This window comes from Caballeronia sp. S22 (genome assembly GCF_964261745.1).
Taxonomy (GTDB): Bacteria; Pseudomonadota; Gammaproteobacteria; order Burkholderiales; family Burkholderiaceae; genus Caballeronia; species Caballeronia jiangsuensis.
This window is the reverse complement of record NZ_OZ180038.1, coordinates 157,529-172,528: the sequence shown is the minus strand read 5'-3', so window position 1 is coordinate 172,528 and position 15,000 is coordinate 157,529. Positions and strand designations below refer to the sequence as shown.

The window sequence follows — 15,000 nt, the reverse complement described above, 5'->3', positions numbered from 1 at the left end:
GCCTAACGCCGTGTGCGCCGCTTCTTCGGCTTGGGCGGCGTAAGCGCTGCCGTCCAGAAAGCCGACGCTTGCCGTTTCGCTTGGGCGGTGGCGCGGCCTCGCGTCGAACCGATGACCGCATTCGCGCCGGACAGCCACATGCTGAGGAACGGATTCTTCTTCACCCAAGGGTTTTTCATGCTTCGGCTCCGGTAGACGTCGATGTGGATCAATGCAGACGCATGGTGTTGTCGCCGGCATCTTTCGGGATCTTCGCCTCCAGTTGTTCCTTGCGTTGCATCAGCTTTTTGCCGAGCGCATTCAGATCCGCGCTCGACTTGCGCAGCTTGGGGAAGAGATCCGATTCTTCCTCTTCGATGTGATGCTGCACCATCTCGCTCATGACCTTGAAGGTCGCGTCGAAGCCGGGTTGGCCCGCTCTGAGCGTAGTGAACTTTTCGATCAGCACCTTAACGAGAAAGTGCTCGACATAAGCTTCTTCGACATCGGGCCGGTCGTCTTCGTCCAGCGCTTCCTGCGCCGCCGGATACAGCAACTCTTCCTCGATCATCGCGTGGACCGTGAGTTCTTCGCACGCGCGTCGCACGAGCGTGGTTTTCGCGTCGAGATCGTCGTCCTTTGTTTTCTCGAACGCATCGAACAGCTTTTTAACGGCATGATGATCGTCCATCAGCACCTGAATGGCGTCCTGGCTCGGCGTGGCGCGAGAAGCGGCAGCGGTTTCAGCCTGTGTGGGGGTCGGGCGGGGCATCGTGTCCTCTGTTTCAAAAAGTGGGTGGTCACGATATAGAGCAATGCGCGGTCCCGGCTGCCACATAGCGGCCATCGACCGCCTACGAACTTTCCCTATGTTACGATCCTCACATCGATGTTATAAACTGAGATCAATCTATCAAAAACTGTTGTGCGTCGCACAAGACGCCGGCATACCGATCTCATGCTGGAAACTGCATCGAAGTCCATCGTCGCCTGGCCCGCAAAGGCGCAAGTTCACGCCAGCGCCCGCAATCCCGGCGTGCCGTTCGATCTGTCGTGGCTCGACGGGCTGCGCGTCAATCAATCGGCCGTGACGCGCCGCGCATCGACGCTCGGCACGCGCCGCGCCGTCAAGAAAGATGCGCAGGCCGCGTGGCTGCTCAAGGCGATCACCTGCATCGACCTCACGACGCTCAGCGGCGACGACACGCACGGCCGCGTCGAACGCCTGTGCGCGAAGGCGCGCCGTCCGTTGCGCGACGATCTGCTCGACGCGCTCGGCATGGCCCCCGCGTCGATAAAAACAGGCGCGGTGTGCGTTTACCACCGCTACGTGAAAACCGCCGTGAACGCGCTCGAAGGCAGCGGCATTCCGGTCGCGGCCGTATCGACGGGCTTTCCCGCCGGACTCAATCCGCACGATCTCAAGCTGCGCGAGATCGAGGCGTCGGTGCGAGACGGCGCGTCGGAGATCGATATCGTCGTCACGCGCGAGCACGTGCTCACGGGCAACTGGCAGGCGCTCTACGAAGAGATGCGCGATTTCCGTGCTGCATGCGGCGATGCGCACGTGAAGGCGATTCTCGCGACCGGCGATATCCGCACGCTGTCGAATGTCGCGAAGGCGTCGATGATCTGCATGATGGCCGGCGCCGACTTCATCAAGACATCGACGGGCAAGGAGAGCGTCAACGCGACGCTCGATGTATCGCTCGTGATGGTGCGCATGATTCGCGAATATCTCGCGCGCACCGGCGTCGCGATCGGCTTCAAGCCTGCCGGCGGCGTGTCCACCGCGAAATCGGTGCTCGAATATCAGATCCTCATGAAGGAAGAGCTCGGCCGCGAATGGCTCGAAGCGGACCTGTTCCGTGTCGGCGCATCGAGCCTGCTCGCGGATATCGAACGCCAGCTCGAACATCATGTGAGCGGACGCTACTCGGCGTTCAACCGTCATCCCGTCGCCTGATTCACCTTCAATACACAGCCTCATGAGCGTTGCCGAATACTTCTCCTCGATGGAATACGGACCCGCACCGGAAGACGATCGCGCCGCGCGCGCATGGCTCGATCAGCATGACGGGCGCTTCGGTCACTTCATCAACGGCGCATGGCGCGATAGCGACGACGCCGACCGCTTCGATTCGCGCGAACCCGCCACGGGTCGCGTGCTCGCATCGATCGCGCAAGGCACGCAAGCCGATGTCGATGCCGCCGTGGAAGCCGCGCATGCCGCCCTCGAAGGCTGGCAGGCGATCGGCGGAGCGGGGCGCGCGCGGCATCTCTATGCGCTTTCGCGCATGGTGCAGCGGCATAGCCGTCTCTTCGCCGTGCTCGAATCGCTCGACAACGGCAAGCCGATTCGCGAGTCCCGCGATATCGATATACCTCTTGTGGCAAGGCACTTTCTGCATCACGCGGGATGGGCGCAGTTGCAGGACAAGGAGTTCGCCGACTGGGCGCCGCTCGGCGTGATCGGGCAGATCGTGCCGTGGAATTTTCCGCTGCTGATGCTTGCGTGGAAGATCGCGCCCGCTCTCGCGCTCGGCAATACGGTCGTCCTGAAGCCCGCCGAATTCACGCCGCTGACCGCGCTGCTGTTCGCCGAACTGGCGCATCGCGCGGGCTTGCCCAAGGGCGTGCTCAACGTCGTCACCGGCGACGGAAGCACGGGCTCGGCGCTCGTCGAGCATAAGCGCGTCGCGAAGATCGCGTTCACGGGCTCGACCGAAGTGGGCCGCCAGATTCGCGCGACGACTGCGGGCTCGGGCAAATCGCTGACGCTCGAACTCGGCGGCAAGTCGCCCTTCATCGTGTTCGACGATGCCGATCTCGACAGCGCCGTCGAAGGCGTCGTCGATGCGATCTGGTTCAATCAGGGACAAGTGTGCTGCGCGGGCTCGCGTCTTCTCGTGCAGGAAGGCATCGAAGCGCGTTTCGTCGAGAAGCTCAAGCGCCGCATGGATACGCTGCGCGTCGGGACGTCGCTCGACAAGGGCATCGACATGAGCGCCGTCGTCGATGACGTGCAGCTCGAACGTATTCGCGCGCTCGTCGACAAGGGCGAAAGCGAAGGCTGCGAAATTTATCAGTCGCCGCGTGCCACGTTGCCCGAGCACGGCGCGTTCTTTCCGCCGACCCTCGTCACCAATGTCGCGCCCGCATCGACGCTCGCGCAGGAAGAAATCTTCGGGCCGGTGCTCGTGACGATGAGCTTCCGCACGCCGGAAGAAGCCGTCGCGCTCGCGAACAACACGCGCTACGGCCTTGCCGCGAGCGTGTGGAGCGAGAACATCAGCCGCGCGCTCGACGTCGCGCCGCGCCTGCAATGCGGCGTCGTGTGGATCAACGCGACCAATCTCTTCGATGCGGCCGTCGGCTTCGGCGGCTATCGCGAATCCGGCTTCGGGCGCGAAGGCGGACGCGAGGGCATTTACGAATATCTGAAGCCCCGCGCGTGGACCAGACTCCCGGTTCGCGGCGAAACGAAGCCGTTGCAGGCACAACCCGATTCGCTCGTCGATGCCGGCAAGGTCAGCGCGCTCGATCGCACCGCGAAGCTCTTCATCGGCGGCAAGCAGGCGCGGCCCGACAGCGGCTATTCGCGGCTCGTGCATTCGCCCGCTGGCGAGATCGTCGGTGAAGTGGGCGAGGGCAGCCGCAAGGACATTCGCAATGCGGTGACTGCCGCGCGAGGCATGAGCAAGTGGTCGTCGGCGAGCGCGCACAACCGCGCGCAAGTGCTGTACCACCTCGCGGAAAATTTGAGCGCACGCGCCGATGAGTTCGCGAAGCAACTCGTTACGCGCGCGGGTTCGAACGAACGCGATGCGAAGCGCGAAGTGGATGCGTCCATCGCGCGCTTCTTCACCTATGCCGCGTGGGCCGACAAGTACGATGGCGCGGTGCATGCGCCGCCGCTGCATGGCGTCGCGCTCGCGATGCACGAGCCGCTCGGCGTGATCGGCATCGTGTGCCCGGACGAAGCGCCGCTGCTCGGCTTCGTATCGCTCGTCGCGCCCGCGCTTGCGCTGGGCAATCGCGTGGTCGTGGTGCCGAGCGAGACGTGCCCGTTGATGGCGACGGACTTCTATCAGGTCGTCGAGACCTCGGATGTGCCGGGCGGCGCGCTGAATATCGTCACCGGCGATGCGCGCTCTCTGGCGCAGACGCTCGCGCAACACGATGACGTCGATGCGCTCTGGTGCTTCCACGGCGCGTCGCTTTCGGCGATGGCCGAGCGTGAATCGACCGGCAACCTGAAGCGCACGTTCGTCGATCAGGGCCGCGTGTTCGACTGGCACGATGCCGCAAGCGAAGGGCTGCCGTTCCTTCGCCAGGCCGTGCAGGTCAAGAACATCTGGGTGCCGTACGGAGACTGACTGAAGCATTGAACGGGCGCAGATCTCGACACGAGACACGCCCACGCATGGAGGAGACGCTGTGCTGAAGAACATCGATCCGCTCTTGAACGCCGATATCCTGTACGCGCTCGCCGCGATGGGTCACGGCGACGAAGTGGTGATCTGCGACGCCCATTTCCCCGCCGATTCCGTCGCGCGGCAAACGGTGCTGGGCAAGCTGCTGCGAGCGGACGGCGCGAACGCGCCGCGTGCGGTGCGCGCGGTGCTGTCGGTGCTGCCGCTCGATACGTTCGTCGACGATCCGGCGGGCCGCATGGAGATAGTCGGCGATGCATCGACCTTGCCCGCCGTGCAGCGCGAAGCGCAACGCGAAGTCGACGACGCGGAAGGCCGCGAGACGCCGTTTGCGCCGATCGAACGTTTCGCATTCTACGAGCGCGCGAAGCAGGCCTATTGCGTGATCGCGACGGGCGAAGCGCGCGGCTACGGCTGCTTCATCTTCAAGAAAGGCGTGCAGCTCGCACCTGATGCACCGGAAGGAGGTACGCGATGAAAAGCGTCGTCATTCTCGGCATCTACGTGACGGACCTCGCGTTCCGCGCAGCGCGCATGCCGCTGCTCGGCGAAACGGTCGCGGGCTCCGCGTTCAAGATGGGACCGGGCGGCAAGGGTTCGAATCAGGCGGTGGCTGCCGCACGCGCGGGCGCGAACGTGATCTTCTGCACGCGCATCGGCGCGGATGCGTTCGGCGAGATCGCGCAGGCGACCTGGGCTGCCGAAGGCATCACATCGCGCGCAACCGTGATGAACGACGTTGCAACGGGCGCCGCGCATATCTATGTCGATGAGAACACGGGCGGCAACGCGATCATCGTCGCGGCGGGTGCGGCGGGCGCGCTCGCTCCCGAAGACGTCGATGCGATCGAGGACGATATCGCGCGCGCGGGCGTCTTCGTCACGCAACTCGAACAGCCGATTCCGGCCGCGCGCCGCGGTCTGGAACTCGCGCGCAAGCATGGCGTAACGACCGTGTTCAATCCGGCGCCCGCCATACCGCTTACCGACGATATCTATCCGCTGTGCGACTACATCACGCCGAACGAAACGGAAGCGACGGCGCTGACGGGCGTGCCTATCGCCAATGTCGATGACGCGCGTCGCGCCGCCGACGTGTTGCTGAAGAAGGGTGCACGCGCGGTGATCGTCACGCTCGGTGAAGCGGGCGCGTTGCTGCATACGCCGAACGAATCGACGCTCGTGCCTGCGTTCGATTGCGGCCGCGTCGTCGAAACGGCCGGCGCGGGCGATGGCTTCACCGGCGGCTTCGCGGCCGCGCTCGCACGAGGCGAAAGCCCGGCCGATGCGGTGCGCTTCGGCTGCGCGCTCGCGAGCATCTCCGTGACGCGTCCGGGCACCGCGCCATCGATGCCGCGTCTCGACGAGATCAACGCGCTGCTCGAACAAGGGAGCGTCACGCAATGAAAGCGTCGAAGTGGCTCGCCGACCGCCAGTTCAACTTCCTTATCGCCGTGAACGTGCTCGTCGTGATCGTCGCGACGTGGATGTCGCACGGCCAGTTCCTCGATATCGACAATCTCCAGTCGATGGGCGGCCAGTTGCCCGAGCTGGGCCTGCTCGCGCTCGGCATCATGCTGTCGATGGTGTCGGGCAACGGCGGCATCGATCTGTCGGGCGTGGGGCTTGCGAATCTCTCCGGCATGGTCGCGGCGATGCTCTTGCCGCACATGGTTTCCGCCGACGATTCGCCCGCGCTCTATACGGCGGTGTTCATCTGCATCGTCGTGGCGATTGGCGCGATCGGCGGGCTGCTGAACGGCGTCGTGATCGCGAAGCTGAAACTCACGCCGATCCTCTGCACGCTCGGCACGCAACTGCTCTTCACCGGCATCGCGGTCGTGCTGAGCAACGGCGCATCGGTGCGCGTGGAATATGTCGATCCGCTGTCGAACATCGGCAACGGCACCTTCCTGCAAGTGCCGATTTCATTGTGGATCTTCATTGCCGCCGTGCTGCTGCTCGGCTGGGTGCTCAAGCGCACGCCGTTCGGCCTGCGTCTCTATCTGATGGGCACGAATCCGAAAGCCGCCTTCTATGCGGGGATTCCACGCGCGCGCATGCTGATTCTCACGTACGGAATGTGCGGCGTGCTCGCGTCGCTCGCGGGTCTCATCAGCGCGACGCATACGTCGAGCGCGAAGTGGGACTACGGCAATTCGTATCTGCTGATCGCGATTCTGATCGCGGTGATGGGCGGCGTGAATCCGGCGGGCGGGTATGGACGCATCGTCTGCGTGTTTCTCGCCGCGACCGTGCTGCAGTTTCTGTCGAGCCTGTTCAACCTGCTCGGCGTATCGCAGTTCTTCGGCGATTGCGCGTGGGGCTTTCTGCTGCTCGCATCGCTCGCATTCGCGGGCGGCGATCGCGTGCGCGCGATCTTCGGTATCGGCGGGGCCGCGCCCAAAAGCAATGTTCCGCCGCCGCCCGCATCGACGGGACGTTAGTGTTGCGTGTGATTCATCAAAGAGACCAATCGAAATAAAGGAGACAAGCAATGAAGCTCAACAGATTCGGCACCGCGCTCACGGCGATTGCACTCGCAGCGGGCGCGATCGCGGCGGCGCAAGCCGCGACGAACGAAACCATCGTGACGGTCGTGAAGGTGACCGGCATCAACTGGTTCAATCGCATGGATGAGGGCGTGAAGGAGTTCGGCAAGGAGAACCCGAACATCAATGCATATCAGACGGGTCCGGGCCGCGCCGACGCCGCACAGCAACTGAAGATCATCGAAGACCTGATCGCGAAGAAGGTCACGGCGATCGCCGTGGTGCCGTACGATCCGCCGACGCTCGAACCCGCGCTCAAGAAAGCGATGGATCGCGGCATCAAGGTCGTCACGCATGAAGCGGACAACGCCAAGAACACGATGGTCGATATCGAAGCCTTCGACAACACCGCATACGGCGCGGGGCTGAACGAGCGCCTCTCGAAGTGCATGGGTCAGCAGGGCGAATGGGCGGTGCTGGTCGGCTCGCTCGGTTCGCGCTCGCAGGTTCAATGGGCCGACGGCGGCATCGGCAATGCGAAGGCCAAGTATCCGAAGATGGATCTCGTCGAGCCGAAACTCGAAACCAACAACGACGGCGAACGCGCGTATCAGGTCGCGAAGGAAGTGCTGCGCAAGCACCCGGATCTGACGGGCTTTCAAGGTTCGTCGTCGCTGGATGTGATCGGCATCGGCCGCGCGGTCGAGGAAGCGGGCAAGGTCGGGAAGATCTGCGTGTACGGCACGGGCCTGCCGACGGAAGCGGGCAAGTTCCTGGAGAGCGGCGCGATCAACGGCATCGCGTTCTGGGATCCGAAGCTCGCCGGTCTCGCGATGAACAAGGTCGCGCAGATGCTCGTGGACGGCAAGGAAGTGCAGAACGGTGCGGACCTCGGCATCACCGGCTACAACAAGGTCAGCGTGACGAAAGGCCCGGGCAAGGGCGTGATCGTGCGCGGCACCGGCTGGGTCGACGTCGACAAGACGAACTACAAGCAATACAACTTCTGATGTGACGCGCGCGGCGCGCTTTTAAAAGAGCGCGCCGCTTGCCCTGGACAGACATGACCACAACGACACCGCTCCTCGAAGTCGTCGATATTCACAAGCGCTTCACCGGCGTCTATGCGCTGCGCGGCGTGAGCCTCGCGTTCGAGCGCGGCCAGATTTATCACTTGCTCGGCGAGAACGGCTGCGGCAAGAGCACGCTCATCAAGATCATTTCGGGCGCGCAGCCACCCGATGAAGGCGAGCTCGTGATCGAAGGCGTGCGTCACAAGAAGCTCTCGCCGCTCGAATCGCTCTCGGCGGGCATCGAAACGGTCTATCAGGACTTGTCGCTGCTGCCGAACATGAGCGTCGCGGAGAATGTCGCGCTGACCTCCGAGCTCGCGGAACATGCGGGCAAGCTCGCCCGCACCTTCGATCGCCGGGCGCTTGGCGAAACCGCCGCGCGCGCGCTCGAAGCAGTCGGCTTGCCGGGCGACGCGGACTTTCAGAAGACGCTCATCGAGCAGTTGCCGCTCGCGACGCGTCAGCTCGTCGCGATCGCGCGGGCCATTGCGAGCGAGGCGAAGTTCGTCATCATGGACGAGCCGACGACATCGCTTACGCAGAAGGAAGTCGATAACCTCATCGCCGTGCTCGCACGTTTGCGCGCGGACGGCGTGGCCGTGCTGTTCGTGAGCCACAAGCTCGACGAATGCTATGCGATCGGCGGCGAAGTGATCGTGCTGCGCGACGGCCAGAAGATGGCGCAGGGGCCGATCGAAAACTACACGAAGGCGCAGATCAGCGAGCTCATGACGGGCAAGCATCTGTCGACAGAACGATATCGCGCGCAAGGGGAAGAAGGCGCATCGCAGGTCGTGCTCGATGTGCAAGGTCTCGGCCGCAAGGGCCAGTTCGCCGATGTGTCGTTCAAGCTGCACAAGGGCGAAATTCTCGGCGTGACCGGTCTGCTCGATTCGGGCCGCAACGAACTCGCGCGTGCGCTTGCGGGTGTCGCGCCTGCCGACATGGGCACGGTGACGCTCGACGGCATGCGTGTGCGCCTGCATTCGCCCGCGGATGCTAAGGCGCAGCGCATCGGCTATGTGCCGGAAGACCGCCTGAATGAAGGGCTTTTTCTCGACAAGCCGATTCGCGACAATGTCGTGACCGCGATGATCGCGAGCCTGCGCGACCGATTCGGCCAGATCGACCGCAAACGCGCGCAGGAGCTTGCGGAGCGCACGGTGAAGGACTTGCAGATCGCGACACCCGATGTCGACAAGCCCGTGCAATCGCTTTCGGGCGGCAACCAGCAGCGCGTGCTGATCGGCCGCTGGCTCGCAATCGATCCGCGCGTGCTGATTCTGCACGGGCCGACGGTCGGCGTCGACGTGGGATCGAAGGACATCATTTATCGCATCATGCAGCGGCTTTCGAAGGAAGGCATCGGGATCATCCTGATCAGCGACGACTTGCCCGAGTTGCTGCAGAACTGCGACCGCATTCTGATGATGAAGAAGGGCCGCGTCGCGAACGAATATCGCGCGGACCGGTTGAACGAGGCCGATCTTTATCACGCGCTACTTTCAGAGGCAGCATGAGCATGAGCGAATCCATCCGCCGCACGGGAAGCGAGACGATGCCGCAGCACGCGGCCGAAGTCGCGCCGCGTGTGCGCAAGGGCAACCTGTACGCGCGACTGATGCGCAATCCCGAGTGGTTCACGCTCGGGCTGATCCTGGTGACGTGTCTGGTCGTGGGCAGCATCAACCCGCGCTTTTTCCAGTTCGCCACGCTGTTCGACCTGCTGCATTCCGCGACGACGGTCTCGCTCTTTGCGCTCGGCACGCTCGTCGTGCTGGCGTCGGGCGGCATCGATGTGTCGTTCACGGCGATTGCCGCGCTGACGATGTACTCGATCACCAAAGCCGTGTTCGCTTGGTGGCCCGAGTGCCCGTTCGCGCTGATCCTGCTTGCGGGCGCGATCGGCGGCGTGGTGCTCGGCGTGATCAACGGGATGCTCGTGCATCGGCTTAAGGCGCCTTCGCTGATCGTCACCATCGGCACGCAATATCTGTATCGCGGCTTGTTGCTGACTTTCGTCGGCACGCAGTTCTTCATGAACATTCCGCATAGCATGGATACGTTCGGGCGCCTGCCGCTGTTCTTCTATCACACGCCGGACGGCTTGCGCGCCGTGCTGCCCGTCTCCGTGCTCGCGCTCGTGATCGCAGCGGTCGTGACATGGTGGCTGCTCAATCGCACGATGATGGGCCGCGGCGTCTATGCGATGGGCGGCTCGCTCGCCATCGCCGAACGGCTCGGCTACAACCTGCGCGCGATTCATTTGTTCGTGTTCGGCTATACCGGCTTGCTGGCGGGCGTCGCGGGCATTCTGCATGTATCGACCAATCGGCTCGCGAATCCGTTCGATCTCGTCGGCACCGAACTCGACGTGATCGCCGCCGTGATTCTCGGAGGCGCGCGCATCACGGGCGGCACGGGAACGGTAGTGGGCACGCTTTTGGGCGTCGTGCTGGTGACGCTCATCAATAGCGTGCTGATTCTCGTCGGCGTACCGAGCACCTGGCAGAAGGTGATCATCGGCGCGTTCATTCTGGTCGCGGGGACGTTGTTCGCGCTGGGACGCAGGCAGTAACGTTCTAAAAAAGCGGAACAAAAAAGGCTCGTTCAAATCCTGAACGAGCCTTTCTGTTTTTAAGCGGAACGAATCAGGCGCGTTTTTTAAGCGTCTGGCCTTGCTCCGTGATGACCGAATCGAACTCCGAAATCTGCGAGAACCGCACCGCCTTCACCTTGCCGAACTTGCTGGCATCGACGACGAGATGCCGTTCCACCGCGCTCGCCATCGCGGCCTGCTTGATCGCGACTTCATGAAAGTTCCAGCACGTGACGCCGCGTGCTTCATCGACACCGCCCGCCGACATGAACGCCTTGTTGATGCCCATACGCCGCAACGTTTCGACGCTCTCGTCGCTGGCGAATGATTCCGACGACGGCACGTACACGCCGCCGAGCAGGATCATGCGCACATTCGGCTTGCGCCGCAAAATCTCCGCGACATTGAGCGAATAGCACACGACCGTCAGATGCATCTCCGTGGGAATCTGCCGCGCGAGCGTCGTCAGGGTCGTACCGCAATCGATGAAGATGGTTTCGTTATCGACGAGCAGACGCGCCGCGTGATTCGATGCGATCGCCTTCGCCTGCGCGAAATGATCCTTTTCTTCCTCGATGGTGTAGCCCGCGTTGGGCACATCGGCTGCGCTGACGATATAGCCGCCGAGATAAGTGAACTGGCCGGGATGCGCGGCAATATCGCGGCGCACCGTCATCTCCGATACGCCGAGCAATGCGGCCGCATCGCGCAGACGCATGACGCTCTGTTTTTCGAGCGCGCCGGAAAGGGCGCGCAGGCGTTCGTTCTTGGCCATCGGGATGGCGCGACGAGGCGCGCTCTTGGTGGCGGCGTGTCGCGCGAGCTGTGTTAGGTTTTGGTCGTTCGATGAAAGGATTATAACAATGCAAGCCGCATTTTTAGCTGCTTGCCGGGCGCGGCGCGGGTAAATCCCGAGACGTCAGGACTTGCGCGTGTAGCGCAGCCAGACGACGTCGTGTTCCAGTTTTTCGATCGATTCGAGCTTGAGATAAGCGGGCGTTTGCCACTTGTCCATCGCGACTTCGAATGACGACGTATGCGCTTCGCGTCCATCGACTAGCGGAATCAGGAGGACGCTGACCTCATCGGCGAGTTGAGCATTCACGAACGCGCCCGAGACATGGCCGCCGCCTTCGACGATCAGCTTGCCGATCTTCAGTTCGCGCGCGAGCGTATCGACGACGCGCTTCAGTTCGATATCGTCCTTGCCGCCGAACACGTATGACACGCCTATCGATTGCAGATACGCGAGGTAATCGTCTTCGACGCTTTCGGCGAGCACTTCGACGATGTGCGAATCGAGCGCCGTGTTGCTCTTCCACGCGACGCGTCCCTTCGGATCGATGGAAATCGCGTACTGACTCGCATCGCGTTTGGCGAAATGATCGGTGCGCGCAATCGGGCCTTTCGCCAATCCGCGTGGATAGTCGCGATCCTTACCGTGCGAGATTTCCTGCATCGTAACGCGGCCGCATGCCCACGCGTCGGCCTTGAAGCGCGCGGCGGTGTCCTCGTAAATGGGCGATGCGAAATCGAGATTCCAGTTATCGGTGAGGCTGCGGCCGTCGATCGACGACATCATGTGACAGACGATATGCATGGTCTACTCCAGGCGTGAAGAGTTTCGATGCATCGGCGGCGCAAGCGCCGTGCCGCCGGGGAGAGCGAAGGCGAGCGCTGTCGACGCGCGATGATCGCGATGTGCGAAAATCGTCGATATGAAAAAGAACACCTTGCTCATCATTCCGGCCTTGCTGATGGCGCTCAGCCCGCTCGCGCATGCGAGCGTCGAATCGGGCGCGCATCAATTCAAGGAAGATGTCAAATCGGCAGGGCGTCAGACCGGCCACGCGGCTCGCGATGCCGCGCACGCAATCGGCGACGGCGCGAAATCGGCGGGTCACGCCATCGCGGACACTTCGAAGCGCGGCTATCACGCCACCAAAAAATGGGTGACCGGCGAAGAGTAAGCCGGTCCTGCTACACGCTCATCCTCGATATTCCGATGCGCCGAAAGGCGCATCGCGTCGTCTTCACTCGTAATCACCTGGTTTTAAGCGCCGCTTGACAAGTTTGTCCCGAGTTATTGATAATTATTATCATTTACGTCAGGCATTTCTTCAGGCGCGCCGGCTCCCGCATCCATCGATGCGCACGTTCCTCCGGCCAAACCATTCGCAGACCAATCAGTGGAAACACAAGACGCGGCGACGCGCATCCGATCAATGAGCGCGATCGTCAGGCACGGCCCGCTCGCCTCTCGAATCGTCGCGGCGATCTTCGGCGGCTATGCGCTTGCCGCACTCGCGAGCGTGGCAGCACTTGCGCTGCCGATGAGCAAGCCGCAAGCCGTGCTGACCGGCATGCTCGCGAGCTTTATCGTCTACGCGTGCGCGGTGATCTGGGTGTTCGCGGTTCGTAGCGCGCGGCGCGCTTGGACAGGTCTCGTGATCGTCGCCGTGCCGCTGTTGCTGGCCGCGTCGAACGTATGGACGGCAGGGCGCATCTCGTGAAACGCGCGCGCGATCCCGAACCGAAAGCCCGCGGCATTCGCCAGAGCATGTCCGACCTGCACACGTGGGCGGGCCTGCTAGCCGGCTGGATTCTCTACGCGATGTTCCTGACCGGCACCGTCAGCTACTTCAAGGACGAAACCTCGCAATGGATGCGTCCGGAGCAGCCGCATCAGCGCGTTATGCCGGATGCCGCGCGCGTCGCGCAACGCGTCACCGCGACGCTCGGCACGATCGCCGCGGGCAGTTCGCAATGGAGCTTCGACTTGCCCGACGAGCGCACGAGCGTCATCGGTTCGTTCTGGCGCACGCCGGGCGCGGCGGCAGGCAAGCGCACATTCGAATCGGCGAGCTTCGATCCGGTAACGGGCCAGCGCACGAGCGCGCGCGAGACGCTCGGCGGTGAATTTTTTTATCGCTTCCATTTTCAGTTTTTTTACATGCCGGTGCTGTGGGGCCGCTGGCTCGCGGGACTGTGCGCGATGTTCATGCTCGTCGCGATCGTGAGCGGCGTCATCACGCACAAGAAAATCTTCGTCGATTTCTTCACGTTCCGATGGGGGAAGGGGCAGCGCTCGTGGCTCGATGCGCATAACGCGCTATCGGTGTTCGGCTTGCCGTTTCACGCGATGATCACCTACACCGGTCTCGTCACGCTGATGACGATGTACATGCCGTGGGGCGCGCAGACCGCGTTCAAAACGCCCGCCGAACGCGAGGCGATGACATCGCAACTGAGCGCGTTCATTCAGCCCGGCAAGCCGTCCGGACAGAAGGCCGGCCTCGCGCCCGTCGATGCGATGGTGCGCGAAGCGCAGGCGCGCTGGGGCCGCGACAAGGTGGGCCGCGTGACGATCACGAATCCCGGCGATACCACCGCGCGCGTGGCCGTCTCGCGCGGCGAGGCGTCACGCGTATCGATGAGCCCGCAATACATGCTCTTCGATGGCGTGACGGGCAAGCTCATCGACGTGAAGGACAGTGTCGGCGGCGCGGCGGAAACACGCGGCGTGTTGTATGCGCTGCATCTCGGACGCTTCAGCGATCTGCAGTTGCGCTGGCTGTACTTCATCGTCAGTCTCGCGGGCACGGCGATGGTCGGCACCGGACTCGTGATGTGGACAGTCAAGCGCCGTCAGAAACTACCCGGTCCCGCGCGGCCTCATTTCGGCTTCTGGCTCGTCGAGCGTTTGAATATCGCGAGCATCGCGGGGCTTTCCGTCGCGATGACGAGCTTTCTATGGGCCAATCGTCTGCTGCCGCTCGGATTCGCCGCGCGCGATAACGCCGAGATCAACGTGTTCTTCGCCGTGTGGGGCGCGACCTTGCTGCATGCGTTCGTGCGTCCGGCAAAGCGCGCGTGGATCGAATCGTTGTGGCTCGCGACGGCGCTGCTCGCGTTCCTGCCCGTGCTCAACGCGCTGACCACCGACCGGCCTTTGTGGCGAAGCGTCGCGCAAGGCGATTGGGTCTTCGCGGGCTTCGATCTGACGATGTGGGCATTCGCCGCGCTGCATGCGGCCCTGGCATGGCGCGTGACCCGGCATCGTCCGCGCGTGAAGCCCGCGGGCAAGCTTGCAGGCGCACGCGTCGCGATGCCCGAGCGCGAGAAGGAAAGCGCATGACGCATCTCCTGAGCATCGTTTTCTGCGTGATGGCGTTCGCCTTTCTGGCTGTCTCGATGAACCGCCATCAGATGGCCTTGTTCGGGCGCGAGCTTCGCGCCGGGCAATCGCGCGGGTTTCGCATCGCGGGGTGGTGCGGCCTCGCGCTCGCGTTGCGCTTCACCGTCGGCAATGAAGGATGGGCGCTCGGCCTCGTCGCCTATAGCGGCTGCACGAGTCTCGCGGCCGGGCTCGTATATGGCGGACTCATCGCTTATGAGCGGTTTTCCACGGCTTGACATGC

The 15,000-nt window shown here is 63.2% G+C and carries 16 protein-coding genes; 12 read left to right on the top strand and 4 right to left on the bottom strand.

The features are described 5' to 3' along the window. Positions 1–2 precede the first annotated feature (2 nt). Together ACEN42_RS27415 and ACEN42_RS27410 are read right to left on the bottom strand one after the other, a co-directional pair. Positions 3–179 carry a hypothetical protein gene (locus ACEN42_RS27415; protein WP_187604239.1) on the bottom strand — a complete coding sequence of 59 codons (177 nt, stop codon included), beginning with the start codon at positions 177–179 and terminating at the stop codon, positions 3–5. A 29-nt stretch (positions 180–208) separates the two neighbouring features. Continuing rightward, positions 209–751 (bottom strand): hemerythrin domain-containing protein, encoded by a 543-nt coding sequence (locus tag ACEN42_RS27410; protein WP_371883697.1) that lies wholly within the window; start codon positions 749–751, stop codon positions 209–211. A 186-nt stretch (positions 752–937) separates the two neighbouring features. On the opposite strand from ACEN42_RS27410, the gene deoC reads away from it, so the two are divergent. From deoC to ACEN42_RS27370, 8 genes are all read left to right on the top strand, one after another. Beyond that, entirely contained in the window at positions 938–1,945 is a 1,008-nt protein-coding gene (gene deoC, locus ACEN42_RS27405; RefSeq protein WP_238211409.1) for a deoxyribose-phosphate aldolase, read from the top strand. 22 nt (positions 1,946–1,967) lie between these two features. Further along, complete coding sequence (locus ACEN42_RS27400; protein WP_371883696.1) at positions 1,968–4,358, top strand: aldehyde dehydrogenase family protein; 2,391 nt, start codon at positions 1,968–1,970, stop codon at positions 4,356–4,358. A gap of 61 nt (positions 4,359–4,419) precedes the next feature. Then, positions 4,420–4,893 carry an RbsD/FucU family protein gene (locus ACEN42_RS27395; RefSeq protein ID WP_371883695.1) on the top strand — a complete coding sequence of 158 codons (474 nt, stop codon included), beginning with the start codon at positions 4,420–4,422 and terminating at the stop codon, positions 4,891–4,893. Continuing rightward, complete coding sequence (gene rbsK, locus ACEN42_RS27390) at positions 4,890–5,822, top strand: ribokinase (RefSeq protein ID WP_187604244.1); 933 nt, start codon at positions 4,890–4,892, stop codon at positions 5,820–5,822. The genes ACEN42_RS27395 and rbsK overlap by 4 nt, the downstream gene beginning before the upstream one ends. Continuing rightward, complete coding sequence (locus tag ACEN42_RS27385; RefSeq protein ID WP_238211415.1) at positions 5,819–6,862, top strand: ABC transporter permease; 1,044 nt, start codon at positions 5,819–5,821, stop codon at positions 6,860–6,862. Before rbsK ends, ACEN42_RS27385 begins: the two co-directional genes overlap by 4 nt. A gap of 50 nt (positions 6,863–6,912) precedes the next feature. Further along, a complete protein-coding gene (locus tag ACEN42_RS27380) occupies positions 6,913–7,917 on the top strand; it encodes a substrate-binding domain-containing protein (protein WP_371883694.1) in 1,005 nt (334 codons plus the stop codon). 53 nt (positions 7,918–7,970) lie between these two features. Further along, positions 7,971–9,500 (top strand): sugar ABC transporter ATP-binding protein, encoded by a 1,530-nt coding sequence (locus tag ACEN42_RS27375; RefSeq protein WP_238211417.1) that lies wholly within the window; start codon positions 7,971–7,973, stop codon positions 9,498–9,500. Beyond that, positions 9,497–10,558, top strand: a complete 1,062-nt coding sequence (locus tag ACEN42_RS27370; RefSeq protein ID WP_371883693.1) for an ABC transporter permease — start codon at positions 9,497–9,499, stop codon at positions 10,556–10,558. Before ACEN42_RS27375 ends, ACEN42_RS27370 begins: the two co-directional genes overlap by 4 nt. A 73-nt stretch (positions 10,559–10,631) precedes the next feature. Here the strand turns inward: ACEN42_RS27370 and ACEN42_RS27365 are convergent, their stop codons facing one another. Beyond that, complete coding sequence (locus ACEN42_RS27365) at positions 10,632–11,354, bottom strand: DeoR/GlpR family DNA-binding transcription regulator (RefSeq protein ID WP_238211419.1); 723 nt, start codon at positions 11,352–11,354, stop codon at positions 10,632–10,634. Positions 11,355–11,498: 144 nt separating this feature from the next. After that, entirely contained in the window at positions 11,499–12,179 is a 681-nt protein-coding gene (locus ACEN42_RS27360) for a dihydrofolate reductase family protein (protein WP_371883692.1), read from the bottom strand. Between the two features lie 118 nt (positions 12,180–12,297). Here ACEN42_RS27360 and ACEN42_RS27355 point away from each other — a divergent pair, with 118 nt between their 5' ends. From ACEN42_RS27355 to ACEN42_RS27340, 4 genes are all read left to right on the top strand, one after another. Continuing rightward, on the top strand, positions 12,298–12,549 hold the full coding sequence (locus ACEN42_RS27355) for a hypothetical protein (RefSeq protein WP_371883691.1): 252 nt from the start codon (positions 12,298–12,300) through the stop codon (positions 12,547–12,549). A gap of 255 nt (positions 12,550–12,804) precedes the next feature. After that, positions 12,805–13,092: a DUF3649 domain-containing protein gene (locus ACEN42_RS27350; protein ID WP_371883971.1), complete on the top strand. Its 288-nt coding sequence runs from the start codon at positions 12,805–12,807 to the stop codon at positions 13,090–13,092. 47 nt (positions 13,093–13,139) lie between these two features. Beyond that, positions 13,140–14,717, top strand: a complete 1,578-nt coding sequence (locus tag ACEN42_RS27345) for a PepSY-associated TM helix domain-containing protein (protein ID WP_371883970.1) — start codon at positions 13,140–13,142, stop codon at positions 14,715–14,717. Further along, positions 14,714–14,995, top strand: coding sequence for a DUF3325 domain-containing protein (locus tag ACEN42_RS27340; RefSeq protein WP_371883690.1), 282 nt, complete (start codon positions 14,714–14,716; stop codon positions 14,993–14,995). Before ACEN42_RS27345 ends, ACEN42_RS27340 begins: the two co-directional genes overlap by 4 nt. The last annotated feature ends 5 nt before the right edge of the window (positions 14,996–15,000 follow it).

Coding starts and splice junctions, on each gene's coding strand:
- ACEN42_RS27415 (WP_187604239.1), bottom strand. CDS start 179: ATGAAAAACCCTTGGGTGAAGAAGAATCCGTTCCTCAGCATGTGGCTG.
- ACEN42_RS27365 (WP_238211419.1), bottom strand. CDS start 11,354: ATGGCCAAGAACGAACGCCTGCGCGCCCTTTCCGGCGCGCTCGAAAAA.
- rbsK (WP_187604244.1), top strand. CDS start 4,890: ATGAAAAGCGTCGTCATTCTCGGCATCTACGTGACGGACCTCGCGTTC.
- ACEN42_RS27380 (WP_371883694.1), top strand. CDS start 6,913: ATGAAGCTCAACAGATTCGGCACCGCGCTCACGGCGATTGCACTCGCA.
- ACEN42_RS27350 (WP_371883971.1), top strand. CDS start 12,805: ATGAGCGCGATCGTCAGGCACGGCCCGCTCGCCTCTCGAATCGTCGCG.
- deoC (WP_238211409.1), top strand. CDS start 938: ATGCTGGAAACTGCATCGAAGTCCATCGTCGCCTGGCCCGCAAAGGCG.
- ACEN42_RS27375 (WP_238211417.1), top strand. CDS start 7,971: ATGACCACAACGACACCGCTCCTCGAAGTCGTCGATATTCACAAGCGC.
- ACEN42_RS27385 (WP_238211415.1), top strand. CDS start 5,819: ATGAAAGCGTCGAAGTGGCTCGCCGACCGCCAGTTCAACTTCCTTATC.
- ACEN42_RS27370 (WP_371883693.1), top strand. CDS start 9,497: ATGAGCATGAGCGAATCCATCCGCCGCACGGGAAGCGAGACGATGCCG.
- ACEN42_RS27400 (WP_371883696.1), top strand. CDS start 1,968: ATGAGCGTTGCCGAATACTTCTCCTCGATGGAATACGGACCCGCACCG.
- ACEN42_RS27410 (WP_371883697.1), bottom strand. CDS start 751: ATGCCCCGCCCGACCCCCACACAGGCTGAAACCGCTGCCGCTTCTCGC.
- ACEN42_RS27340 (WP_371883690.1), top strand. CDS start 14,714: ATGACGCATCTCCTGAGCATCGTTTTCTGCGTGATGGCGTTCGCCTTT.
- ACEN42_RS27355 (WP_371883691.1), top strand. CDS start 12,298: ATGAAAAAGAACACCTTGCTCATCATTCCGGCCTTGCTGATGGCGCTC.
- ACEN42_RS27345 (WP_371883970.1), top strand. CDS start 13,140: ATGTCCGACCTGCACACGTGGGCGGGCCTGCTAGCCGGCTGGATTCTC.
- ACEN42_RS27360 (WP_371883692.1), bottom strand. CDS start 12,179: ATGCATATCGTCTGTCACATGATGTCGTCGATCGACGGCCGCAGCCTC.